The 22,929-nt window shown below is 43.4% G+C and carries 19 protein-coding genes and 1 pseudogene; 13 read left to right on the forward strand and 7 right to left on the reverse strand.

Features of this window, described 5'->3' with window-relative positions; genetic code table 11:
- Window positions 1-189, reverse strand: a pseudogene (locus FTU79_RS16570) (RNA-guided endonuclease TnpB family protein); the annotation flags it as partial.
- Between the two features lie 283 nt (window positions 190-472).
- On the opposite strand from FTU79_RS16570, the gene FTU79_RS09895 reads away from it, so the two are divergent.
- A complete protein-coding gene (locus FTU79_RS09895) occupies window positions 473-883 on the forward strand; it encodes an SEL1-like repeat protein (RefSeq protein WP_078189397.1) in 411 nt (136 codons plus the stop codon).
- 63 nt (window positions 884-946) lie between these two features.
- Here FTU79_RS09895 and ettA read toward each other — a convergent pair whose 3' ends face one another.
- On the reverse strand, window positions 947-2,608 hold the full coding sequence (gene ettA / locus FTU79_RS09900) for an energy-dependent translational throttle protein EttA (RefSeq protein ID WP_180049806.1): 1,662 nt from the start codon (window positions 2,606-2,608) through the stop codon (window positions 947-949).
- 319 nt (window positions 2,609-2,927) lie between these two features.
- Between ettA and FTU79_RS09905 the strand changes: the two genes are divergently transcribed.
- From FTU79_RS09905 to FTU79_RS09960, 12 genes are all read left to right on the forward strand, one after another.
- On the forward strand, window positions 2,928-4,205 hold the full coding sequence (locus tag FTU79_RS09905; RefSeq protein ID WP_078189399.1) for an O-acetylhomoserine aminocarboxypropyltransferase/cysteine synthase family protein: 1,278 nt from the start codon (window positions 2,928-2,930) through the stop codon (window positions 4,203-4,205).
- Between the two features lie 401 nt (window positions 4,206-4,606).
- A complete protein-coding gene (locus FTU79_RS09910) occupies window positions 4,607-5,494 on the forward strand; it encodes an SDR family NAD(P)-dependent oxidoreductase (RefSeq protein WP_180049809.1) in 888 nt (295 codons plus the stop codon).
- A gap of 102 nt (window positions 5,495-5,596) precedes the next feature.
- On the forward strand, window positions 5,597-6,898 hold the full coding sequence (locus FTU79_RS09915; protein ID WP_180049811.1) for an NAD(P)/FAD-dependent oxidoreductase: 1,302 nt from the start codon (window positions 5,597-5,599) through the stop codon (window positions 6,896-6,898).
- A gap of 96 nt (window positions 6,899-6,994) precedes the next feature.
- Window positions 6,995-7,777: a bifunctional phosphoribosyl-AMP cyclohydrolase/phosphoribosyl-ATP diphosphatase HisIE gene (gene hisIE / locus FTU79_RS09920; RefSeq protein WP_180049813.1), complete on the forward strand. Its 783-nt coding sequence runs from the start codon at window positions 6,995-6,997 to the stop codon at window positions 7,775-7,777.
- A gap of 11 nt (window positions 7,778-7,788) precedes the next feature.
- A complete protein-coding gene (locus FTU79_RS09925) occupies window positions 7,789-9,291 on the forward strand; it encodes a UvrD-helicase domain-containing protein (protein ID WP_111884125.1) in 1,503 nt (500 codons plus the stop codon).
- 46 nt (window positions 9,292-9,337) lie between these two features.
- On the forward strand, window positions 9,338-10,741 hold the full coding sequence (locus tag FTU79_RS09930; protein WP_180049815.1) for an AAA family ATPase: 1,404 nt from the start codon (window positions 9,338-9,340) through the stop codon (window positions 10,739-10,741).
- Between the two features lie 343 nt (window positions 10,742-11,084).
- Window positions 11,085-13,925, forward strand: a complete 2,841-nt coding sequence (locus FTU79_RS09935) for a monovalent cation/H+ antiporter subunit A (RefSeq protein ID WP_180049907.1) — start codon at window positions 11,085-11,087, stop codon at window positions 13,923-13,925.
- A 1-nt stretch (window position 13,926) separates the two neighbouring features.
- Window positions 13,927-14,292 carry a Na+/H+ antiporter subunit C gene (locus tag FTU79_RS09940; RefSeq protein WP_078189407.1) on the forward strand — a complete coding sequence of 122 codons (366 nt, stop codon included), beginning with the start codon at window positions 13,927-13,929 and terminating at the stop codon, window positions 14,290-14,292.
- The gene (locus FTU79_RS09945; RefSeq protein ID WP_180049817.1) at window positions 14,292-16,100 is read left to right on the forward strand and encodes a monovalent cation/H+ antiporter subunit D; all 1,809 of its coding nucleotides are present in this window, start codon (window positions 14,292-14,294) and stop codon (window positions 16,098-16,100) included. Before FTU79_RS09940 ends, FTU79_RS09945 begins: the two co-directional genes overlap by 1 nt.
- Window position 16,101: 1 nt before the next feature.
- Window positions 16,102-16,623, forward strand: coding sequence for a Na+/H+ antiporter subunit E (locus FTU79_RS09950; protein ID WP_180049820.1), 522 nt, complete (start codon window positions 16,102-16,104; stop codon window positions 16,621-16,623).
- Window positions 16,620-16,895, forward strand: a complete 276-nt coding sequence (locus tag FTU79_RS09955; protein ID WP_078189410.1) for a monovalent cation/H+ antiporter subunit F — start codon at window positions 16,620-16,622, stop codon at window positions 16,893-16,895. Before FTU79_RS09950 ends, FTU79_RS09955 begins: the two co-directional genes overlap by 4 nt.
- Before the next feature lie 12 nt (window positions 16,896-16,907).
- Window positions 16,908-17,309 (forward strand): Na+/H+ antiporter subunit G, encoded by a 402-nt coding sequence (locus FTU79_RS09960; protein ID WP_168378199.1) that lies wholly within the window; start codon window positions 16,908-16,910, stop codon window positions 17,307-17,309.
- Window positions 17,310-17,317: 8 nt separating this feature from the next.
- Here FTU79_RS09960 and FTU79_RS09965 read toward each other — a convergent pair whose 3' ends face one another.
- From FTU79_RS09965 to nusA, 5 genes are all read right to left on the reverse strand, one after another.
- Window positions 17,318-17,740, reverse strand: coding sequence for a hypothetical protein (locus FTU79_RS09965; RefSeq protein ID WP_180049823.1), 423 nt, complete (start codon window positions 17,738-17,740; stop codon window positions 17,318-17,320).
- The gene (locus tag FTU79_RS09970; RefSeq protein ID WP_180026542.1) at window positions 17,737-18,036 is read right to left on the reverse strand and encodes a tetratricopeptide repeat protein; all 300 of its coding nucleotides are present in this window, start codon (window positions 18,034-18,036) and stop codon (window positions 17,737-17,739) included. Before FTU79_RS09970 ends, FTU79_RS09965 begins: the two co-directional genes overlap by 4 nt.
- A 292-nt stretch (window positions 18,037-18,328) precedes the next feature.
- The gene (locus tag FTU79_RS09975) at window positions 18,329-18,736 is read right to left on the reverse strand and encodes a ribosome-binding factor A (protein WP_078189413.1); all 408 of its coding nucleotides are present in this window, start codon (window positions 18,734-18,736) and stop codon (window positions 18,329-18,331) included.
- Window positions 18,736-21,429 (reverse strand): translation initiation factor IF-2, encoded by a 2,694-nt coding sequence (gene infB, locus FTU79_RS09980; RefSeq protein ID WP_111884116.1) that lies wholly within the window; start codon window positions 21,427-21,429, stop codon window positions 18,736-18,738. The genes FTU79_RS09975 and infB overlap by 1 nt, the downstream gene beginning before the upstream one ends.
- Before the next feature lie 10 nt (window positions 21,430-21,439).
- The gene (nusA, locus tag FTU79_RS09985; protein WP_078192558.1) at window positions 21,440-22,924 is read right to left on the reverse strand and encodes a transcription termination factor NusA; all 1,485 of its coding nucleotides are present in this window, start codon (window positions 22,922-22,924) and stop codon (window positions 21,440-21,442) included.
- Window positions 22,925-22,929: the final 5 nt, after the last annotated feature.

Here is a 22,929-nt window from a genome sequence, read left to right on the forward strand (position 1 = left end):
TAAATTACATTCTTTGGATGTGCCTTTCGTATATTTGGCAATATCAAAAGCAGAGAGAAATTCACCTTTCCGCTTCAAATGCCTAAACCCTAAATCATTGACATAATTCCAGACGAAGTTCACTTCTGATGCTAGTTGGTCTAACACCTTGCAATGTTTGTCTTTTATACGTAATTTAAGGGTTTTCATGTACTTATATTAACAATCAAAACTCAAGGAAAATAGTCCTTAGTTAAATCAAACGACACTTCATGTCGTGTCGCTTATATCTCTGACCTGAAGGACAGAGTTTTACGCTCCATTTGATAAATATTTTTTTAATACCTATTCACATATCATGACAAGCATGCTAATTTTCATCTTAAGTGTGATCTGTTTAAAACAATTAAATCATTCATCGCAGCGCACGAATGACTACTGTTAATATTTTTTATTAATCAAGTGGTTATACTTAGCAACAAGGAGTTTAACAATGATGATACAAGCTCTGAAAAAAATTTATGCACTGTTGTCACAACAGATGAATCCAAAGTTGCAAGGAATGCATCTTTCGGTTCCAGAAGCCGAGGGTGATTACGCCCAAGGGACTTATTTTGAAATTCTTGCGGCTCAACACCATCAAGACTTTCTCAGTCACCATACTATGGATTCAGCAGACCAATCCCCTACCGACTATCGTAATGCAATGTGGAATTTTTTAAGTGCCGCATTAAAAGGTCATAAAGATGCCCAATATCGCTTAGGTCTCGGTTATTTACGTGGAGAACTCGGCTTAGACCGTAATTATGAACTTGCAGAGCTTTGGCTCAGTAAAGCTGCTGCACAAGGCCATGAACATGCAGACTACGTCTTACATCATGCCTATGAAGACATAGTTGTATAGTCATTGCATCCTAAGTAATAAAAAACCAGCCCGCAGGCTGGTTTTTTATTTTAAAACTGGAACTTAGTTACCAATTTTGCGGTATTTCTGACGCTTTGCAACAAGGTCATCACCATCACGTTTACGGCGGTATTCTTCAAATTCATGGTAGTTACCCGTGAAGAATTCAGGGGTTTCACCTTCAAATGACAAGATGTGCGTAGCAATACGGTCGAGGAACCAACGGTCATGCGAGATCACCATGACAGTACCTGGGAATACCAGAATAGCATCTTCAAGCGCACGTAAAGTTTCAATATCCAAGTCGTTTGACGGTTCATCGAGTAAGATGACGTTTGCACCCATTTGCAGGATTTTCGCAAGTTGTAAACGGTTTCGTTCACCACCTGACAATTGACCTACACGTTTTTGCTGATCTTGACCTTTGAAGTTAAAGCGACCGATATACGCACGAGATGCGATTTCGTATTCACCAATTTTCAAGATATCTAAACCGCCAGAAACTTCTTCCCAAACAGTTTTGTTGTCATCTAAGGTGTCACGAATCTGACCAACATAAGCCACTTTAACAGACTCACCCAGTGTAACTGTACCTGTATCTGGTTTTTGTTCGCCTGTCATCATACGGAACAGAGTCGTTTTACCCGCACCGTTTTCGCCCACGATACCTACAATTGCAGCAGGTGGTACAACGAATGATAAATCTTTATAAAGTGTACGGTCACCAAAGGATTTACTAATACCTTCAACTTCTACAACTTTGTTACCTAGACGTGGACCAGGTGGAATATAGATTTCAGACGTTTCGTTACGCTGTTGGAATTCGCGTGAGTTAAGCTCTTCAAAACGCTCCATACGCGCTTTGTTTTTCTTTTGCTGACCTTTAGCATTTGAACGAACCCATTCAAGCTCTTTTTTCAATGCTTTAGCAAAAGATTCTTCTTGCTTCTGTTCTTGCTCTAAACGAGCATTTTTCTGCTCTAACCAAGAAGAATAGTTGCCTTGGTATGGAATACCCATGCCGCGGTCAAGCTCAAGAATCCACTCTGCCACGTTATCCAAGAAGTAACGGTCATGGGTAATCGCAACGATGGTGCCTGGGAAGTCTTTCAAGAAACGTTCTAACCAAGAGACTGATGAAGCATCCAAATGGTTCGTCGGTTCGTCTAGAAGCAGCATGTCTGGTTTAGACAATAACAAACGGCAAAGTGCAACACGACGGCGCTCACCACCAGACAACTTAGATACATCTGCATCCCAAGCTGGAAGGTTCAACGCAGCAGCAGCCTGATCCATTTGGTTGACAATGTTATGTGCATCCCATGAATGGATAATTGCTTCTAACTTCTCTTGTTCTTTTGCAAGTGCATCAAAGTCAGCATCTTCTGCTGCATATTCTGCAAATACTTCATCAAGACGCGCCAAAGCATCCAACGGTTCACGTAAACCGTCTTCAACGTTACCACGAACGTCTTTGCTTTCATCCAATGGCGGCTCTTGTTCAAGGTAACCAATTTTGATACCCGGTTGAGCACGTGCTTCACCTGAGAAATCTTTATCTACGCCCGCCATAATACGAAGCAAGGTAGATTTACCTGCACCGTTTAGACCAAGCACACCAATTTTTGCGCCTGGGAAAAATGATAAAGAGATGTCTTTCAGGATTTCGCGCTTAGGCGGAACCATCTTCGACACACGGTTCATCGTGTAAATATATTGGGCCACTTAGGACTCCTCAATAGTCAAAACATATACGGAACAACACAAAGTTGCCCCTGCTCAATTGAGCGAAAAAATAATCGGCTATTATACGCATAAAGTCGTGAAAAAATAAGGTTTCGCACACGGCTTCAATGCATTGTTACAAGTTTAATGGCGAACAAAATTTAAACATGCGGTTTTAGGCATGATTTCGCTCATCTTTAGCTGAAATTTTTTCAACAATATGAATAATTATGATATTAATTTTAGAAATAAAGCACTTTTATTCATATGTATAAATGATAGACTGTTTAAAAAACTAGCTCACTTAGATGAAGTAATCATGACCTATAAAGACGAAACTTTAGCAATTCACGCGGGGTATACACCGGAGCCAACCACCAAAGCGGTTGCCGTTCCAATTTATCAAACCACCTCATATTCCTTTGATAACACGCAGCATGGTGCTGATTTATTTGACTTAAAAGTTCAGGGGAATATTTATACCCGCATTATGAATCCAACCACGGCAGTCCTTGAACAGCGTGTTGCAGCGCTCGAAGGCGGTATCGGTGCATTGGCTTTAGCCTCTGGTATGGCTGCCATTACATATGCGATTCAAACCATTGCTGAAGCAGGCGACAATATCGCTTCAGTTTCGACCCTATATGGCGGCACATATAATCTGTTTGCCCACACCCTGCCGAAACAAGGCATTGAAGTTCGCTTCTTTGATTATCAAAACCCTGAAGCACTGCGTAGCCTCATCGATGACAAAACCAAGTTGGTCTTTGTCGAATCTATTGGTAACCCATTGGGCAATATTATTGACCTCGAAGCAATTTCGAAAATTGCGCACGAATATGGCATACCTGTGGTGGTCGACAATACCGTTGCTACTCCTGTCCTGCAAAAATCATTTGAATTTGGTGCCGACATTGTGGTGCATTCATTGACCAAATATATTGGTGGTCATGGTAATTCGATCGGCGGCATCATCGTCGATAGCGGCAAGTTCCCTTGGGGCAAATACCCTGAACGTTTTAAATCACTCAACACCCCTGATCCAAGCTACCACGGGGTGAATTATGTCGAAGCCTTAGGTGAAGCAGCCTACATTGCTCGTGCGCGCGTGGTACCACTGCGTAATACGGGCGCTGCGATCAGCCCGCACAATGTGTTTTTGATCTTACAAGGTTTGGAAACCTTAAGCCTGCGCATGGAACGTCATACAGAAAATGCGCAAAAAGTGGCTGAATATTTACAAGCGCATCCAAAAGTAAAATGGGTTAACTACGCTGGCCTAAAAGACCACCCACAACATGCTTTGGCGCAAAAATATGTCAAAGGCAAACCATCTGCGATTCTTTCATTCGGCGTTCAAGATGGCCTTGCAGGTGGCACACGTTTCATCGATGCCTTGCAGTTGTTTACTCGCCTTGTGAATATTGGTGATGCCAAAAGTTTAGCCTGCCATCCTGCGACCACGACACATCGTCAGCTCAATGAAGATGAACTCAAAGCAGCGGGGGTCAGCATTGATATGGTTCGTTTATCGATTGGGATCGAACATGCGGATGACTTGATTGCAGACTTAGAGCAAGCCTTAGCTGCTGTTTAAACCATAATTGCACAATCCACAGGTCTTATTTTTAAGGCCTGTTTTTATTTCCATTTCATTTAAATAACCACTCCCACATAATCCGCCTTCCAACTTTGGGCATCTATGGCCCTGCTTCTATATTTATTTACAATTTTATTTATCTTGAAAATCGACTTTTTTAGGTTGCAACGATGTTGATAAAAGCACTTCTCTTTCACATATTTATGTGTTAAAAATTGAGTAAATAGGGATTTTAATTTAGAGTAAAAACTCTAAATATTATTTTATTATCAATTACTTATCATATGGCTTTTTTTGAATAAAACGCTATCATACCGCTGACTTAAAACAGCCCTGCACATAACGTTGTCGGGCCGATAAATGAATACAATAAAACTGATTTAACAGGGAACCTCATCGTGAATTCAAGACTTGAGAAACGTTTCGTTGACCGTGTCAACGGTAAGACCATTTTAATCACCGGTGCATCAAGTGGTATCGGTTTAACCACAGCGCATCGCCTTGCCAACGCAGGCGCACATGTTCTACTGGTTGCACGTACCAAAGAAACTCTTGATGCCGTAAAAGCTGAAATTGAAGCCACTGGCGGTAAAGCCGATGTTTTCCCATGTGACCTCAATGATATGGACTCCATTGATGCTGTGGCACAACAAATCCTCGCTTCCGTCGATCATATCGATATATTAATTAATAACGCTGGCCGTTCTATTCGTCGTGCCGTACATGAATCAACCGATCGTTTCCATGATTTTGAACGTACTATGCAGTTGAACTATTTTGGCGCGGTACGTTTGGTGATGAATTTACTGCCGAAAATGATGATTCGTCGTGAAGGTCATATCATCAACATCAGTTCGATTGGTGTATTGGCCAATGCAACACGCTTCTCTGCCTATGTTGCGTCTAAAGCCGCATTAGATGCTTTTAGCCGTTGCCTGAGCGCTGAAGTTCACTCGCATAATATTGCCATCACGTCGGTCTACATGCCATTGGTGCGCACGCCAATGATCGCTCCAACCAAAATTTATAAATACGTTCCAACGCTTTCTCCAGAACAAGCGACTGACCTGATTGCATTTGCCATCGTGAAACGTCCGAAGAAAGTGGCGACCAATTTGGGCCGTCTGGCTTCAATCACCTATTCCATCGCTCCTGACATTAATAACAAACTCATGTCGATTGGTTATAACTTGTTCCCAAGCTCTTCAGCGTCTATTGGTAAGCAAGAAAAACTCAATTGGGTACAAAAAGCATATGCTCGCCTATTCCCTGGTGAACATTGGTAAGACCTGATGCATCCCTAAAAAAGCCCTTATGAGGGCTTTTTTATTGGGTTTTATACGACAACTTTGCTACATTGGGCTGAGATAAAATCAACTTTTATAACAATGAAAACTCAAAATATTGCCATCATCGGTGCAGGTACTGCGGGATTGGCTGCTGCAGCAATGCTTGCTAATCAAGGCCATCAAATCTGCTTATATGAAAAAGTCTCACAACTTGAACCTGTGGGCGCAGGATTATTATTACAACCCGCAGGGCTGGCAGTTTTCGAACATTTAGGCATTTTGGAACATGCCTTAAGCCTAAGTGCTGTGGTAACAGGTCTGGAAGGTCAACTGGCTGGCGGCGACTTGCTGATTAACAGTCATTATCGACAAGCCGATGAACGTTCATATGGACTCGGCATTCACCGTGCCACGCTCTGTCATGTCCTCGCATCCAAAGTCGGTGAATATCCTCAACACGTTGAGTGGTGCATGGCGCATGAAGTACATGAACTTCAAGAATCCAGTGACGGTATAAACGTGATTGGGCAATCCACAGATCAAACCTTTCAACGTCAATTTGATCTCGTGCTGATCGCCAATGGTGCACGCAGCCATTTACGCCCTAAAGCATGGGAAAAGCTCAACCAAGCCTATCCTTGGGGTGCAAAGTGGATTATCGTGCCTGAATGCGAAGTGCTCAATCCACAAATCTTGCATCAGTTCTATGACCGTTCCAATATCATGATGGGTGTGATGCCAACAGGAGCAATTCCAACACAGCCTGAACAGCGACTTTCGAGCATTTTCTGGAGCTTACCTACAGCAGATTTAGCGGGATTCTTAAAAACCAAGAGCGCGCAGCAGCAATGGCTGCTTGAGGTTTCAAAACGCTGGCCTAGTGTTGCAGAATGGTTAGCGCATGTGATTCCACATCCTGATGATCCGCAGCAATGGCTGTCTGCCAACTATCGTGATGTGGTGCTGAGCAAACTCGGTGAAGGCCGTATCGGCATCTTAGGAGATGCGGCTCATGCCATGAGTCCACAGCTTGGTCAAGGCGCCAATATGGCGCTGCTCGATGCATGGGCCATCAGTCAGGCCCTACTTCAACATCAACAGGATTCCTCACTGGAAAACCTCTGGCAGCAGTATCATCAACTGCGGTTGCCGTCCGTGCGGTTTTACCAATTTTTCAGCCGCCTGCTGACACCGTTTTATCAATCACATCATCGCTGGACAGCACCGCTCCGCGATTTTTCATTTCGTGCTATGTATCAGCTGCCGTTTTTCCGCAAAGAAATGGCGATTACGATTTCCGGCTTAAAAACGGGTGCATTTGGGCAAATGAATTATGCTGACATTGCCCGAAAGCCTGCAGATGATTCTGCGGCTGAACTGCGCAATTTAAAATTTGATTAAGAATTAACTCCCCATCATTCTCTTGATGGCTTACACTATGATGCTGCTCAAATGCTGCGGCATTTATTTTTTGATTTTTGAATTGGTGAAATCCTCATGAACAACCTGCAATGGCTCGATGAAGTAAAATTTAACGAACAAGGCTTAGTGCCTGCTATTGCACAGCATCATCAAAGCGGACGCGTATTGATGGTGGCATGGATGAACCGTGAAGCGTTGGCGCAAACTGCAGAAAAAAATCAAGCGGTGTACTTTTCACGTTCACGCAATAAGTTATGGCATAAAGGTGAAGAATCTGGCCATTTCCAAACCGTGCATGAAATCCGTTTGGACTGTGATGCTGACGTGATTGTGCTACAAATTGAACAACATGGCGGCATTGCCTGCCATACCGGCCGTGAGTCGTGTTTCTATCGCAAACTTACTGCCAATGGCTGGGAAGTTGTCGATGCGCAACTAAAAGATCCTGCTGCAATTTATGGTGCAAAATCAGCAAATCCACATACCCTTGCGATGAATGCATCCAATGCACAATCTGAGCAAGTCGAAGTACTCGACTACTTAGGTAAAATGATGGCTGAACGCAAACAAGCTGATCCTGAGTCCTCTTATGTGGCGAAGCTTTACCATAAAGGCCTCAACAAAATTTTAGAAAAAATCGGTGAAGAAAGCGTTGAAACCATCATTGCCGCTAAAGATTTTAAAATCGAAGCCAATGAAGACAACAAAAACGATTTGATTTACGAAGTGGCAGATCTTTGGTTCCATACCATTGTAATGCTAGGTTATTTCGATATTGATCCTCAATTGGTACTCAACGAACTCGCTCGTCGTCAAGGCCTTTCGGGTTTGGTTGAAAAAGCCAACCGTCAGCACTAAAAGTCTCAACCGTGCCAGATCTTAAAAAACCGACCGCGACCTATGAGCAGGCCACTGCCATAGATAACGCACGTCTTGGCAAATCATTTAAAGTGATTGCCTATGCTGGCACAGGTAAAACCACCACACTCCAAATGATCAGTGATGCCATGCCTCAGCGGCGTGGCATGTACTTGGCATTTAACAAAGCCATTGCCACCGAAGCACAGAATCGTTTTCATCAAAATGTCGACTGTCGAACCTTTCACTCATTGGCCTATCGTAGTGTTCCACGTGGAGTGACTGACAAACTGCGTCTACCACGTTTAAGTCCGAGTTTTATTGCCAAAGAATATCGACTAGAACCGATTACCTTACGCCGTATGATGGGCGGTCGTTATGAAAAATATGTACTCATGCCTTCGCGCTTGGCGAGTCTGGTAGCAAACGCTGTCAGTTATTTCTGTTCGACCAGTTCACAGTACCCTGCCCCACGACATCTACAAGCGCCGAGTTGGTTGCATCCTGACGATATCGAAAGCTTACAAAAGCATTTATATCCTGCGATTGAACGTCGTTGGTTAGAGTCGATTGATCCGAACCATGCAGCAGGGATTGGGCACGATATTTATTTAAAACTTTGGGCTTTGTCTGAACCAAATATTCCTGCGGATTATGTGCTGTTCGATGAAGCTCAAGATGCTGACCCACTAATGCTGGGGATTTTACTGAAACAGCGGAATACCCAAGTCATCTATGTGGGTGATGCGCATCAACAAATTTATGCATGGCGTGGCGCAGTCAATGCCATGCAGCAACTCCCTTTACCCGAATCACGTTTAACCACGTCGTTCCGTTTTGGTGAAGAAATTGCCTTGAACGCCAATGCTCTGCTGGGCGCATTGAATGAAACCGTGCCTTTATTGGGTAATCCGCAGCTCAACTCTAAAGTGGTCAATAAACCGCATACCAAGATGCGCGATGCCATTTTATGTCGTACCAATGCACGTGCGATGGAACTGTTATTGGCAGGTTTGGTCAAAGGTGAAAAAGTCAGCCTGCAAGCAGATCATGCACGACTCAATCGTTTTGTCGATGCTGCAGCCATGCTCAAGCAAGGTAAACGCGTGGTCGATGTCCCAGAGCTTGCATGGTTTAACTCATGGCATGATGTACATGAATATTGCGAGACCAATGACGGCAGCGATATTAAACCGCTAGTGAAGTTGGTCGATGACCACGGTACTGACCCACTGAAAAAGGCACTGGCGAAAATCACCCCGATTGATCAAGCCGACTACATCATCTCGACCGCCCATAAAGCCAAAGGTTTAGAATGGGATCGGGTACATATTGAAGATGACTACCAATTTAAGCTCAACGATAAAGATTATAAAATTAGTGACGAAGAGTTACGGTTACTTTACGTGGCCTGCACACGTGCTAAAGTAAGTTTAAATATCCATCATATTTATGACTTGATGCAGCACTTAAAACGTCAAATGCCCAAATCTTTGGCGCAAGCGGTCAGCTAGTATGATGAAAAAGGTGAATAAACAATAAATCAGTAAAAGGTGCACCATGAAAATACAATCGATTCAACTCAAGCACACCCTTCATTTTACTGATATCACCCTCAATTTTAATTATCACGATCTGCCGATTACCTTAATTTTGGGTGATCAAAGTTCTGGAAAAACCTCCCTACTGCGCTTTAGTTACCAGGCCCTCACTTGGTTTGCTGCACGCTATAAAGATTTGCGTACAGCAGGTGTGGTGATGCTCGATCAAGACATCATGTTAAATCGCTTGCAATCGAAACTTGATATTCAGGTCAGTTTTCCCGAAGACATTGGCGCATTTCAGCTTTCAAGTGATCAGCAAGACCAAGACCCACAATGTTGTTCATGGCAACTGTATAAAACCTTAAACAGTCAAAGCGTCGGCCTCAGTAAGGCCGAAACACAGCAATTGGAATCGATGGTTGCGCTGTATCAAAAAGCCCTCAAAGCTGATCCGTTACAAGGGCTGCCGCTCATTGCCTATTACCCTGCTGAACGCTTCGTCAACGACGTAAATATTCTCAATAAAAATAATCCTGCTATTTTTCAGCCTTCACATGCCTATGAAATCTCGGCCATTCCCTTTACCACGTTTATTCGTTTTTTTGAGTGGTTTCGAGAAATATCCGATATAGAAAATGCACAAAGTGCCGAATTAATTCAAAATTTATTACATCCAAAAAACCCAACTGACTCATCCAACACATCTGACACGCCACTTTTTGGACAAAAACTGGTGCAAGCTCAGGCCGATCTACACGCGCCGTCACTCAGATCATTAAAACAAGCTTTAGAGACCGTGTTGCCCGATGTGACCAATATTTATCTGCAATATCATCCTAAATTACAATTAATGGTCTGCTACCAAGGCAAAGACATGTTATTTCAACAGCTGTCGAATAGTGTGCGCAACCTTGTGGCTTTAATTGGTGATATTGTGCGTCGCCTGTGCCTACTCAATCCTCATAGCTTATATCCGTGCCAAGAAGGTGACGGTATTTTATTGATCGACGCCATAGACCACCAACTCGATCAAAACATGACCCAAGTGATTTTGACCCGTTTAAATCAAGCGTTCCCACGACTCCAAATTATTGCCAGCGGAAACCGTCCTGAACTGCTGGAACAGGCTTCTCGTTTTCAGTGCTTACAACTACAGAATAAAAAGCTCAATGAGATTCAGCCTGAAAAACTACAAGAAACTTATGATCAGATTTATCAGCAGTTGCAACTCGGATCAAAGCCATCGCTTCCAGCCAAAACTGAAGAGACTGAATTAAATGAGCCGCTAAACAATCCGGATACCATCCAGCACATGTTGCAATTAATTCAGACACAACTGACCGAGCAACAGCAACAAGAATTGGTAAGGGCTTTATCACAGCGAGGTGATCAGGACGTTACTATCCAACCGCTGAGTTAAAAATACTGAGGTTGATTTACTGAGTGTAATCCATAGCCTTTATGTTTAAATATTCAGCAACAAGGCCGCAATAGATGTCTAGACAGTTTCGTCAGGCGTATAATGTGTAAGTGGGTCATAAAAAAGATTGATGTTGTTTTACGCATGTAATATGATCGGTTTTATTTGCAATTTTCATAGTAACATCGGAAATTGCTATCGCTTCACGAGTTGCGCAACACAGCTTGTTTTTAATTTTTTTTGACACACATGGCTTTCAAGATTGAATTTTTGGACTGCTCTTTGCTGTCCTGTAATCCTTGAAAGATGAAATACACCTAGGTTTCACCGCCTAATCATGACAATGGATACGAGTGTGCTACCGATTATTATATTGTTACCGTTAATACTAGGCACAACACTTGTCTCGTGGTTGAAGCAATTCTCTCGCGGGGTAACAGCTTTAGGGGCGATTGGCGTCAGCCTCAGCAGTTTAGTTTTATTATTGAGTCAGGCCCCAGATGTCTTTAATGGCAAAACCATCATTCAAACTTGGCCGTGGCTCACTCAAGTTGGCATTGATTTCAGTTTCCGTCTCGATGCACTGGGCTTGTTGTTTTCCCTGCTCATTACGGGGATCGGCACCTTAATTTATATCTATGCCTACTATTATTTAAGTCCAAAGAATTCGCTCAGTAAACTGTATGTTTTATTGATGCTGTTCATGGCTGCCATGCTCGGCATTTCATTGTCTAATAATTTAATTTTATTACTTATTTTCTGGGAACTCACCAGCATTTCATCTTTTCTGTTGGTCGGTTATTGGAGTAATTACGACGCTGCTCAGCGTGGCTCTCGAATGGCTTTGACCATTACAGGTATGGGTGGTTTATGTATGCTGGGTGGTTTTGTTCTGTTGGCGCAAATCACGGGCACCTATCAGATTGACCAAATCCTGACGATGAGTAGCCAAATTCAGCAGCACCCGCTTTTTGTACCTACACTGCTATTAATTTTAATGGGGGCCTTTACCAAAAGTGCGCAGTTCCCTTTCCATTTTTGGTTGCCAAATGCCATGGCGGCACCGACCCCCGTCTCGGCTTATCTACACTCTGCTACGATGGTGAAAGCCGGAATTTTCCTGCTTGCACGCTTATTGCCTATCTTTGCAGGCGCGGCGTTGTATCACAACTTGGTCACCTTTATTGGCTTATTTACCTTATGTATGGCGGCCTTCTTTGCCATTTTCAAAGAAGATTTAAAAGGGCTTTTGGCCTATTCCACCATCAGCCATTTAGGTCTGATTGTTTGCTTACTCGGGATCGGCTCTCCCCTCGCAGTTGCGGGTGCCATTTTCCATATCATTAACCATGCGACCTTCAAAGCAGCCCTGTTTATGATCGCAGGGATTATTGACCACGAATCAGGCACACGTGATTTACGAAAACTCTCTGGTTTATGGCAATTACTTCCATTTACCGCAACGCTAACCATGATCACTGCGGCCTCTATGGCAGGTGTCCCATTAACCAATGGTTTCCTTTCTAAAGAGATGTTCTTTACTGAACTGTTAGCCAACCTGACTGGACCAGTGATGATCGTGTCAGCCATCATTGCCACCTTTGCCGGTATCTTTGCTGTTGCATATTCGGTACGTTTGGTTCATGGGGTATTTTTTGATGGCCCACTGGGGAAAGATGTTCCGAATAAAGAAGCACAAGAACCACCGTTTGGCATGCGTGCTCCTGCGACCTTACTGGCTGCTCTATGTATTTTAGTTGGACTCTTCCCTGCATTATTGGTTGAGCATATAGTCAACAGCACAGCACGTGCGAGTATTCAAAACCCTGCGTTTGAAGGTACACATTTAGCGATTTGGCATGGTTTAAATGCACCGCTTTTGATGAGTGTAATAGCACTATTGGGTGGTTTAATTTTCTACTTCGCATTGGCAAAGGGCGGCAAATTACGCCGGATCGATTTGGATCCTCTTTTGGGCCGTTTGCAAGGCAAAATCCTGTTCGACTTATTTTTAAAGCATCTTTTACTCAGCTCAAGAAAGTTCCGTCGCTTTACTGAAAATGGCAAATTACAAAGCTATTTATTGTGGATTTTAATCTTTAGTGTAGCCATCGTCATTGTTCCATTTTGGCTGCAAGGTATCGGCACAGGCAGCCGTGAACTGATACATGCACCAATCATCGCAATCGTTCTGTGGCTATTATTATTCTCTGCATGTTGGATGATGCTTTGGTTCCACCATGAACGGATTAAAGCCGTCCTCATCAGTGGTGCAGTCGGTCTGGTTGTGACTATGGTGTTTATCTGTTTCTCCGCTCCAGATTTGGCGCTCACGCAGATTACTGTTGACGTGGTGACCACCGTGCTCTTACTCATGAGCTTATCATTATTACCACAGCTCACACCTTATGAGTCGAGTGTGTCTCGTCGTTGGCGAGATGCAATAATTGCGATTATTGCAGGTTTAGGGATCGCATGGATTTCATGGCTGATCATGACCCGCGATCATAATTCCATCTCATGGTTCTTTATGCAGCAATCCATCCCACTTGGTGGTGGTACCAATGTGGTCAACGTGATCTTGGTCGACTTCCGTGGCTTCGATACCTTTGGTGAAATTACCGTACTGGGAATTGCCGCAATTGGTACGCTGTGCATGATGGATGGTATGCGTGCTCATGGTACCACCATTACGCAAGGTCTGACCTATCGTTTTAATCCGTCACCACTGATGTTCCGTATTACCTCATCATGGATTTTGCCTTTAGCACTCGTCATCAGCTTATATATTTTCCTACGGGGTCATAATTTACCAGGCGGTGGCTTTATTGCAGGCTTAATTACCTCTTTAGCCTTAGTGATTCAATATATTGCGCTCGGTCAAGACCGTGCCGAACAATTGATTGGTGCAAAATCAGGTCGCTTATATGAAGTGTGGATTGGTATTGGTTTAACCATTGCGGGGCTGACAGGGATCGCTGCTTGGCTATGGGGCCGCCCATTCCTGACCAGTGCTCATATCTATGTATCGCCACCCATTTTAGGTGAAATGCACCTTGCCTCCGCTGCCCTCTTCGACACAGGTGTCTACATCACCGTTGTGGGCGCGACGATGTTAATGATTTCCGTCTTAGGCGACTCGCGTCACTCGAGTATGTCTGGTCCAGTTCCAAGAGGCGAATAAGATGATTAGTTTAGAATTTTTACTCGCTTCAGCCATTGGCTTACTGACTGCAACAGGGGTCTACCTGATTTTGCGGGCACGTACCTTTCCTGTCGTACTGGGTTTAGCCATGATTGGCTATGCCGTGAACTTATTTTTATTTGTCATGGGGCGTATTCATGTCAACGCACCTGCCGTGTTAACTGAAACCACCAAAGCGACCGATCCTTTACCACAAGCCTTGGTCCTGACCGCCATTGTGATTGGCTTTGCGACCACTGCCTTTATCGTACAATTGGCTCTGCGTAGCCGCTATGAAACTGGAACAGATCATGTGGACTCCAAAGAAGAAATACCGCAAATTGACCCGCGGGAGGATGAGCCATAATGCATGATTTCATCCAATTTTGGACTACGCATAGCCCGATTTTCAGTATTTTAATTCCTGCAATTACTGCATTTATTTTAGTCCTGTTGGGCAACCCCGGCTCTGGCTCGCTGGCACATGACTGGCGACAACCTTGGCGTCGCGGAATCAGTTATGTCTCTGGTATCCTCGGACTGATCACATCCATCAGTTATTTGATGATTGCCAGCTCTGGTCAAGTTTTGGTTTATAACTTGAGTGAATGGGCCGCACCATTCGGCATCGTTTTACTCTTAGATCGACTCTCTGCTTTCATGTTGGTGCTAACCTATGGACTTGCTGTGCCAGTGATGTGGTTTGCCAGCAAAGAATGGGACGAACGTGGTCGTTATTTCCATGCCATGTGCCATTTCTTACTGATGGGTTTGTGTGGTGCGTTCCTGACAGGCGATTTATTTAACCTGTTTGTTTTCTTTGAAATCCTGTTGATGGCATCATATGTTTTGCTCTTACATGGTCAAGGCAAAGCACGTTTTCAGCTTGGTATTCATTACGTCACCATTAACCTATTTGCCTCTGCCCTTTTCCTGATTGGACTCGGGATGATTTACGGCAGTGTAGGTAGCTTAAATATGGCTGATGTTGCACGACTTATGCCTTTGCTTGAAGCGGATCAACATCGTATCGCAGTGGCTGGTGCATTGTTACTGTTTACCGTCTTTGGCATCAAAGCTGCAATGCTGCCTGTAGGGTTCTGGTTACCGAAGACTTATGCTGTGGCAACCACGCCTGTCGCAGCCTTATTCACTATCATGACCAAGGTCGGCATCTATGCCATTCTCCGTGTTAATGGCACTGTGTTTGACGATGGGATTAGCCGTGAAATCTTACAACAGTGGCTGTTACCGATTGGTTTAGTGACGTCGCTCTATGGTGCTTATGGTGCAATCGGAACGGATCGTTTACGTCGTTTTGTCGGTTTTATGATTTTGTCTTCTATCGGCACAATATTGGTTGCGATTTCACTCTTTAATACGGATGCATGGGCTGCAGGACTTTATTACCTGATTCACAGTACCATTATTGGTGCAGCTTTTTATATTCTATCGGGTTGGATTACCTCACAACGCGGCGAATTTAAAGATCATTTTAAACTTGCGCCCCGCATGAAACAGCATAATACAGTTGCTGTCTGCTATTTCATCATTGCGTTGATGATGGCTGGTCTACCACCATTTAGCGGCTTTTTGGGTAAAGTATTTATCTTACAAGCAACAGCCAATTCACCTTACCAAATCATGATTATTATAATTGTTTTGTTGGTGAGTTTACTCAGTATCATGGCATTCACCCGAGTTGGTTTTGTGCTTTTCTGGCGTTCATCTCGCCCAGAAGATGATATTGATACTGAAGAATATCAGCGTTATCAGGCTTTGCCGAATAAGGCACCGCTTCGTAATGACAAAACCATTTATCTGCTGTTAACAGCGCTTGTGGGATATATGGTTTTTGCTGCGCCGATCTATGACTATACCTACAAAACTGCACAGCAAATTCAAGACAATCCATTATATGAATCGTTGCTACTGAAAAAGGATGAAGAAGGCCAAATCATCAGTGTTCAACCTTATGATCCTGAAAATTTACCTGAAACCAAATATGGTGGTGAATCGGCAGATCCAAATGCACACCTCATTCCTGCATTGATCGCACCTGAAACGCTACATGGCGAGCATATTTCTGAGTACAAGCAACGTCAAATTCAGGGACAGCAACAAGAAGAAAAACTACCTGAAGAGACCCAACTAAAACCGATGGAGGCACCTTAACATGGCGAAAACATCTGTATTAAATCGCTGGTTTCCGCATCCATTGGTATCAGTCATGGTTGGTCTGAGCTGGGTGATGTTAGCGCACAGTTTAGATGCAGCCGCACTCTGCATGGCCTTGGTTTTAGCCATTATTATTCCGAGATTGGTTCGCCCTTTTATCGATCGAACGCCGAATATCAACTGGCTGGCGGCATGCAAATTATTCTTTGTGGTGCTGTGGGATATTATTGTCAGTAATATCCATGTTGCAAAATTAGTCCTTGGGCCAACACATAAACTGCACCCGAAATGGTTCCGTGTTCCTCTCGATACACAGCATGAGGAAGTCAATTCTTTACTTGCGATGATCATCACCACCACACCCGGTACGGTGTCTGCTGGGATTGACCAAGACCGTGGTGATATTTTGGTCCATGCGCTGAGCACGGATGACCCTGAAGCGGAAATTCAAACCATTAAAGAGCGCTATGAACGCCCTCTCATCCTCATTTTTGGCGCTGATACAGGAGAATCCGCATGACAATTTTACCGTATGCGCTTGGCATCTGTTTAGTTGCTGTGACGATCTCGATGTTACTGTGTCTCATTCGCTTGGTGATGGGACCCTCAATCGTAGACCGACTACTTGCTTTAGATACCTTATTCTTAAATGCCACCTGTTTAATTGTCATTTTAGGTATTTATTGGGCAAGTACATCGATGTTTGAAGGGGCTTTATTGGTGGCCATGCTGGGGTTTGTATCCACGGCCGCTTTAGCACGATATTTCACCACTGGCCACGTCATCGACTAGGAGTACATTAATATGCAATTAGTCATGGAAATTTTGGTCTCGATTTTTTTGGTTATTGGCGCTTTTTTCATGTTGGTCGGCGGTATTGGCATGGTTCGCCTACCCGACTTATTTATGCGTCTGCACGCACCGACCAAATCGAGCACCTTAGGCTTAGGAAGTTTTCTAATAGCTGCAATTATTTATGCGGCATTTCAAGGCCGTTTTGGTTTTGCAGAGATCTTGATCACGCTCTTTGCCTTTATTACAGCACCGGTTTCTGCAAACCTTATGGCGCAAGCGGCATTACATTTACGACTTCGCTCGATGAGTGGTGATGCACCAGAAGCGCTCAATCGCCCTCTTCCTTGGCAACGAACTCGCCGCCGTGCCTTTCACTCTAAAGTCCATTCAAAACCGGAAGATCTGGATTAAATCCAGATCTAGTTTTGATTATGTCTTCGAGCTAAAAAATCTTTGATTCGCATCCACATTTTTTCAAATACGCTACTTTGAGCCATATATTGCAAACGCTTTTGGTTATATGGCGTCGTTTTTAAACCATATTTTTCAGCTAAATCAATCAGCATATTTGTTTCATAACGACTTTGAAAATGATCAGACCATTTAGGCTGATATTGACTCATCTCAAGATTCGCCAATTCATAAAACAGCTGTACCATCACGGCATCCTGTCTTGAAACAAAATTTTTCTGCTCATTAATCTGTAAACTAGCCTGCTCTCGTATAGCATCATATTCTGCTGTTGTGAGTTTTCGCTGATTCTTCCAGTGTGCATCGGGTACATAACCTGTTCCATAATATACATTCAACAATAGATATTCATGAAAATATTTTGCTGTCACACTTTTTCTTTGGCTGTTAAAATATTCAGATGAATCCATTCACTGCTAAGATGTATCGATGGATCATGCTTCATACCTTCTGCAATCCAATTTTTGGCTAGTTTAATATTGCCGATCAACTCATAAGCTGTGCCTAAATTCACTGCCATCTTCGGTAAACCTGGATGCTCTTTTTCAATTTCACTTAAAACCTTAATGGCTAAATCGTGACGACCTGCGTGGATCTGATGTACGGCAAAATCAATTTCTGCTTGATAGTCTATTGGGCTAGGATGCCTTGATACAAAGTTATTCAATTTCTCATCATGATCTTCTTCAAGTTGATTTTCTTTTTATGAATCAGATGTATAAAAATCTTCTACATAGGTATTTAAACATGCCCAACTTGGCATAGTGATGAGTAATATGCTGCTCAATAGCATGATTTTTTTTCATTTCATTGTTTTTACAGATAGGCGGATTGAATATCATGTTCGACCTGTCTTTCATTAGCACATTATAATTTTAAAGTGATTGAGTTTTTAAGTTACTGCTATTCAAACATAAAAAAGCCACCCGAAGGTGGCTTTTTTCATTCAGCGAACTGAATTATTCATCATCTTTTTTTGCTTCGTCAGTAGGAGGTAAGTCCTTGACCGCTTCCGCAATTAGACCAAACATATAGTTGCCATAAGCATTTGTTTTGTCGTAATGGAAACGCAAACGTGGCGTAATACGTGTTTTGATACGACGACTCAGTTCATGACGCAAGAAACCAGATGCTTTATTCAAGACATCTAAAGTTTCTTTATTTGCAGCTTCACTTTGCTCATCGCCTAGCTCACGACCCATTACAGTCACATAAACTTCGGCATATCCTAAGTCTGGGCTCACCTTCACGGCAGAGATGGTCACGAGACCACCTAAGCGTGGATCTTTCAGCTCCTGACGGATCAGTTCTGACAACTCACGTTGTACTGTATCCGCCATACGCTTCAGACGTTGACTACCCGCCATTAAAGACTCCGTTTAATTAATTGAACATCGTACACTTCAATCTTATCTTGTGCTTTGATGTCTTTATAGCCTTTCACCGCAAGACCACATTCCATACCGGCACGAACTTCTTCAACCACATCTTTGTAGCGACGAAGAGATTCAAGCTCACCTTGGAATACCACCACGTCATCACGTAATACGCGAATCGGTTTATTACGGTGTAATGTACCTTCAAGTACCATACAACCTGCAGCAGCACCGAATTTACTTGAGTGGAACACTTCACGTACTTCAGCAACACCAAGAATTGTTTCACGGTGTTCAGGCGCTAATTTACCGCTCATCGCATCTTTCACATCATCAATTAATTGATAGATGATCGAGTAATAACGAATGTCGATACCATCAGCATCAGCTTTTTGACGTGCAGTATTATCAGCACGTACGTTAAAGCCGAGAAGAACCGCTTCTGATGATTCAGCAAGTGTTACGTCAGACTCAGTGATCGCACCAACACCTGAACCAATAATACGTACTTTCACTTCATCAGTTGCAAGTTCAGCAAGTGCAACGTGTAATGCTTCCAAAGTACCACGTACGTCTGTTTTCAATACCACGTTGACAATAGGCACATCTTTCTTGCCCATAGACGCCATGATATTTTCAAGACGCATCGCAGATTGACGCTCAAGACGTTTTTGACGTTCACGATCCATACGCGCATCAGCAACTTCACGTGCTTTTTTCTCGTCATTTACAACAAGAACTTCATCACCCGCCATTGGCGCTTCTGGTAGACCCAAGATTTCCACAGGAATCGAAGGACCAGCAGATTTAATACGTTGACCATTTTCATCTGTCATTGCACGTACACGACCGTATGACGAACCTGCAAGAACAAGGTCACCCACTTTCAATGTACCGTTTTGAACAAGAATCGAAGTTACTGCACCGCGACCTTTGTCTACACGCGCTTCAATGACCACACCTTGTGCTGCACCTTCTTCAGACGCTTTCAGCTCTAGAAGTTCGGCTTGAATTGAAATCAAGTCAAGAAGTTCGTCGATACCTGCACCTGAGTGTGCTGAAACCATTGCCACTGGTACATCACCGCCCCATTGTTCAGGAACGATTTCTTTAGTCGTCAATTCATTTAACACGCGATCTGGATCAGCAGACTCTTTATCCATTTTGTTGATAGCAACAATAATTGGCGTACCTGCTGCACGTGCATGGTCAATCGCTTCCGCAGTTTGTGGCATAACACCATCATCTGCTGCAACAACCAACACTACGATATCTGTAGATTTCGCACCACGTGAACGCATTGCAGTAAATGCTGCGTGTCCCGGTGTATCTAAGAAAGTAATAATACCTTTTTCAGTTTTCACATGGTAAGCACCAATATGCTGTGTGATACCACCTGCTTCACCTGCAGCCACTTTAGAGCGACGAATACGGTCAAGAAGTGATGTTTTACCATGGTCAACGTGACCCATAATTGTCACAACTGGCGGACGAGTGGTTTGGACACCACGCGCTTCTTCAGCTGCTTCAAGTAAGTTGTCTTCTGCTTGTGTATCCGAAACAAGTACTGGATTGTGACCCATTTCTTCAACAACAAGTGCTGCAATTTCTTGATCAATCGCTTGGTTTTGAGTAACCAATTCGCCCATTTTCATGAGTGATTTGATAACTTCGCGAACTTTAACCGCCATTTTCGCAGCCAAGTCAGCAACAACAATTGTTTCACCAATTTCAACATCATAAACTTGTTTTTTAACTGGTTTTTCAAAGCCATGCTTGTTCGCTTGACTTGTTTTTAAACCACGTTTATGTGAGTTATCACGGAAAGATTGCTCTTCGCCACGACGACCACCTTTTTTAGGTGAACGTGAATTGTTGGTATTGGTACCACGTTTAATTTCACGGTCTTCTTTCGCAAATGAATCTTCATATGCCTGACCTACAAGGCCGGCAGCAAGCGGAGAATCATCTACAACACGAATGGTCGCAGTAGTGTCTTCGTTAGAATACTTAGACGCCATTTGACGCATTTGCTCAAGCGTACGTTGTTGCGCTTCTTCAGCGGCTTTACGACGCGCCGCTTCTTCTACAGCTTTCAATTGTGCTGCTTGAGCTTCACGTGCTTTTTTCTGTTCTAGAGTTTCAACAGGTTTTGTAATTGGCTTGTTGTTTGACTTACGTTTTACAACAACCGCAGCTTTCGGTGTTTCTTGCTTCGCATGTTCTTGCTTCGCAGCAGCACGCATTGCTTCTAAAGCTTGTTTCGCTTTAGATACTGGTTGTTGCTTCGGTTCTTCAGCTTTCGCTTCAACCTTAGGTTCCTGTTTACGTGCTTGTTGGTCAGCTTGTGCTTTCGCTAATGCTTCAGCTTTAATTTGCTCAGGATCCGGTTTAACAAATGTATGTTTCTTACGAACTTCTACATTAATCGTTTTTGCCTTGCCCGATGTACTCGCCACTTTAGCAGTACTGGTAGTTTTACGTTTCAACGTGATTTGTCCTGCATTGCCCGCATCCTGACCATGAACTTTTTTCAAATGGTTAACGAGGGCATTTTGTTGTTCAGTGGAGATAATATCGTCAGGTTTAGTTTGTGGTAAACCCGCATCACGAACCTGTTCCAGCAGCTTCTCAACTGGACGACCCACGCTGAGAGCTAACTCCTTAATCGACTTGTCCGTCATATATTACCTCCTAGTTAAACCATGATTCGCGCGCTTTCATAATAAGTTGACCTGCTTTTTCAGCACCTAAACCTTCGATATCAGAGATATCGTCAGTGGCTTGATCTGCAAGATCATCTACAGTTACCACACCGCGAGCGGCAAGCGCATATGCGATTTCTTTAGTCACGCCTTCCATTGCAGCAAGCTCTTCGCTTGGCTCTTGGATGTTTTCTTGTTGCTTCAATGCATCAGCCAATGCAATTTCTTTTGCACGACCTTGTAGCATTTCAACAGTTTCAGCATCAAGTTCGATCTCATCGAATGTTTCCGCAGGAACATACGCGATTTCTTCTAATGATGTGAAACCCATTTCAACCAACGCCATCGCTAAGTCTTCATCAATATCTAGACGTGTAACAAACATATCTAAATATTGTTGCGCTTCGTTTTGTTGGCGTGCGTGATATTCTTCTTCAAGCATCATATTGAGCTTGTAACCAGTCAATTCAGATGCTAAGCGTACGTTTTGACCTTGAGAGCCAATTGCACGTGCTAACTGATCACTCGTTGCAAAAATAATATCTGCAGTACGTTCTTCTTCATCAATCACGATACCTGATACATCAGCAGGCTCTAGAGCACTTGCAATGTACTGTGCCGCGTCATCAGACCAAACGACTACATCAATACGCTCACCATTTAACTCTGATTGAACTGCTTGGATACGTGTACCACGCATACCAATACATGCACCTACAGGATCAATACGGTGATCGTTTGTTTTCACAGCGATTTTAGCACGAACGCCAGGTTGGCGTGCAGCAGCCTTAATCTCAATGATTTCTTCAGCAATTTCAGGAATTTCTTTCTTCATCAATGCAATAAGCATTTCTGGTTTAGAACGAGAAAGTAATAACTGAGCACCACGGCCTTCACGGTTTACGTTAAACAAAATCGCGTTTACACGTTGTTTAGGACGTAGAATTTCTTTAGCGATCATTTCTTCACGCGCAAGATATGCTTCTGCATTGTCACCTAAATCAATGATAAAGCCATCTTTGGTTTGTTTTTTCACTTCACCGTAGATGAGTTCACCAACTTTAGATTCGTAAGCATCTGCAATTAGCGCTCGCTCTGCTTCACGAATTTTTTGAACAATCACTTGTTTCGCAATTTGTGCCGCAATACGACCGAAATCAATCGATTCAACTTCAAGTTCACGAATATCACCAATTGCCCATTTTGCAGGATCTACATCAGAGATCGCATCTTGGCATGCTGGCATTTCGTGATCTTCGTCGGCAACCACTTCCCATTGACGGAAAGTACGGTAATCACCAGTACGACGGTCGATTTCTACACGTAGACGAGCTTCTTCCGAGTGAGTTCCCTCGTAGAATTTCTTCTTAGTCGCTGCAACTAAAGCTTGTTCAAGCGCTTCAAAAATTGCATCACGACTTACACCTTTTTCGTTACTAACCGTTTCTACTACGGTAAGAATTTCACGAGCCATAAGTC

The sequence above is a fragment of the Acinetobacter sp. YH12144 genome (assembly GCF_013418345.1).
Classification (GTDB): Bacteria; Pseudomonadota; Gammaproteobacteria; order Pseudomonadales; family Moraxellaceae; genus Acinetobacter; species Acinetobacter amyesii.

Coding starts and splice junctions, on each gene's coding strand:
- FTU79_RS09895 (WP_078189397.1), top strand. CDS start 473: ATGATGATACAAGCTCTGAAAAAAATTTATGCACTGTTGTCACAACAG.
- FTU79_RS09905 (WP_078189399.1), top strand. CDS start 2,928: ATGACCTATAAAGACGAAACTTTAGCAATTCACGCGGGGTATACACCG.
- FTU79_RS09915 (WP_180049811.1), top strand. CDS start 5,597: ATGAAAACTCAAAATATTGCCATCATCGGTGCAGGTACTGCGGGATTG.
- hisIE (WP_180049813.1), top strand. CDS start 6,995: ATGAACAACCTGCAATGGCTCGATGAAGTAAAATTTAACGAACAAGGC.
- FTU79_RS09930 (WP_180049815.1), top strand. CDS start 9,338: ATGAAAATACAATCGATTCAACTCAAGCACACCCTTCATTTTACTGAT.
- FTU79_RS09935 (WP_180049907.1), top strand. CDS start 11,085: ATGGATACGAGTGTGCTACCGATTATTATATTGTTACCGTTAATACTA.
- FTU79_RS09940 (WP_078189407.1), top strand. CDS start 13,927: ATGATTAGTTTAGAATTTTTACTCGCTTCAGCCATTGGCTTACTGACT.
- FTU79_RS09945 (WP_180049817.1), top strand. CDS start 14,292: ATGCATGATTTCATCCAATTTTGGACTACGCATAGCCCGATTTTCAGT.
- FTU79_RS09950 (WP_180049820.1), top strand. CDS start 16,102: ATGGCGAAAACATCTGTATTAAATCGCTGGTTTCCGCATCCATTGGTA.
- FTU79_RS09955 (WP_078189410.1), top strand. CDS start 16,620: ATGACAATTTTACCGTATGCGCTTGGCATCTGTTTAGTTGCTGTGACG.
- FTU79_RS09960 (WP_168378199.1), top strand. CDS start 16,908: ATGCAATTAGTCATGGAAATTTTGGTCTCGATTTTTTTGGTTATTGGC.
- FTU79_RS09975 (WP_078189413.1), bottom strand. CDS start 18,736: ATGGCGGGTAGTCAACGTCTGAAGCGTATGGCGGATACAGTACAACGT.
- infB (WP_111884116.1), bottom strand. CDS start 21,429: ATGACGGACAAGTCGATTAAGGAGTTAGCTCTCAGCGTGGGTCGTCCA.
- nusA (WP_078192558.1), bottom strand. CDS start 22,924: ATGGCTCGTGAAATTCTTACCGTAGTAGAAACGGTTAGTAACGAAAAA.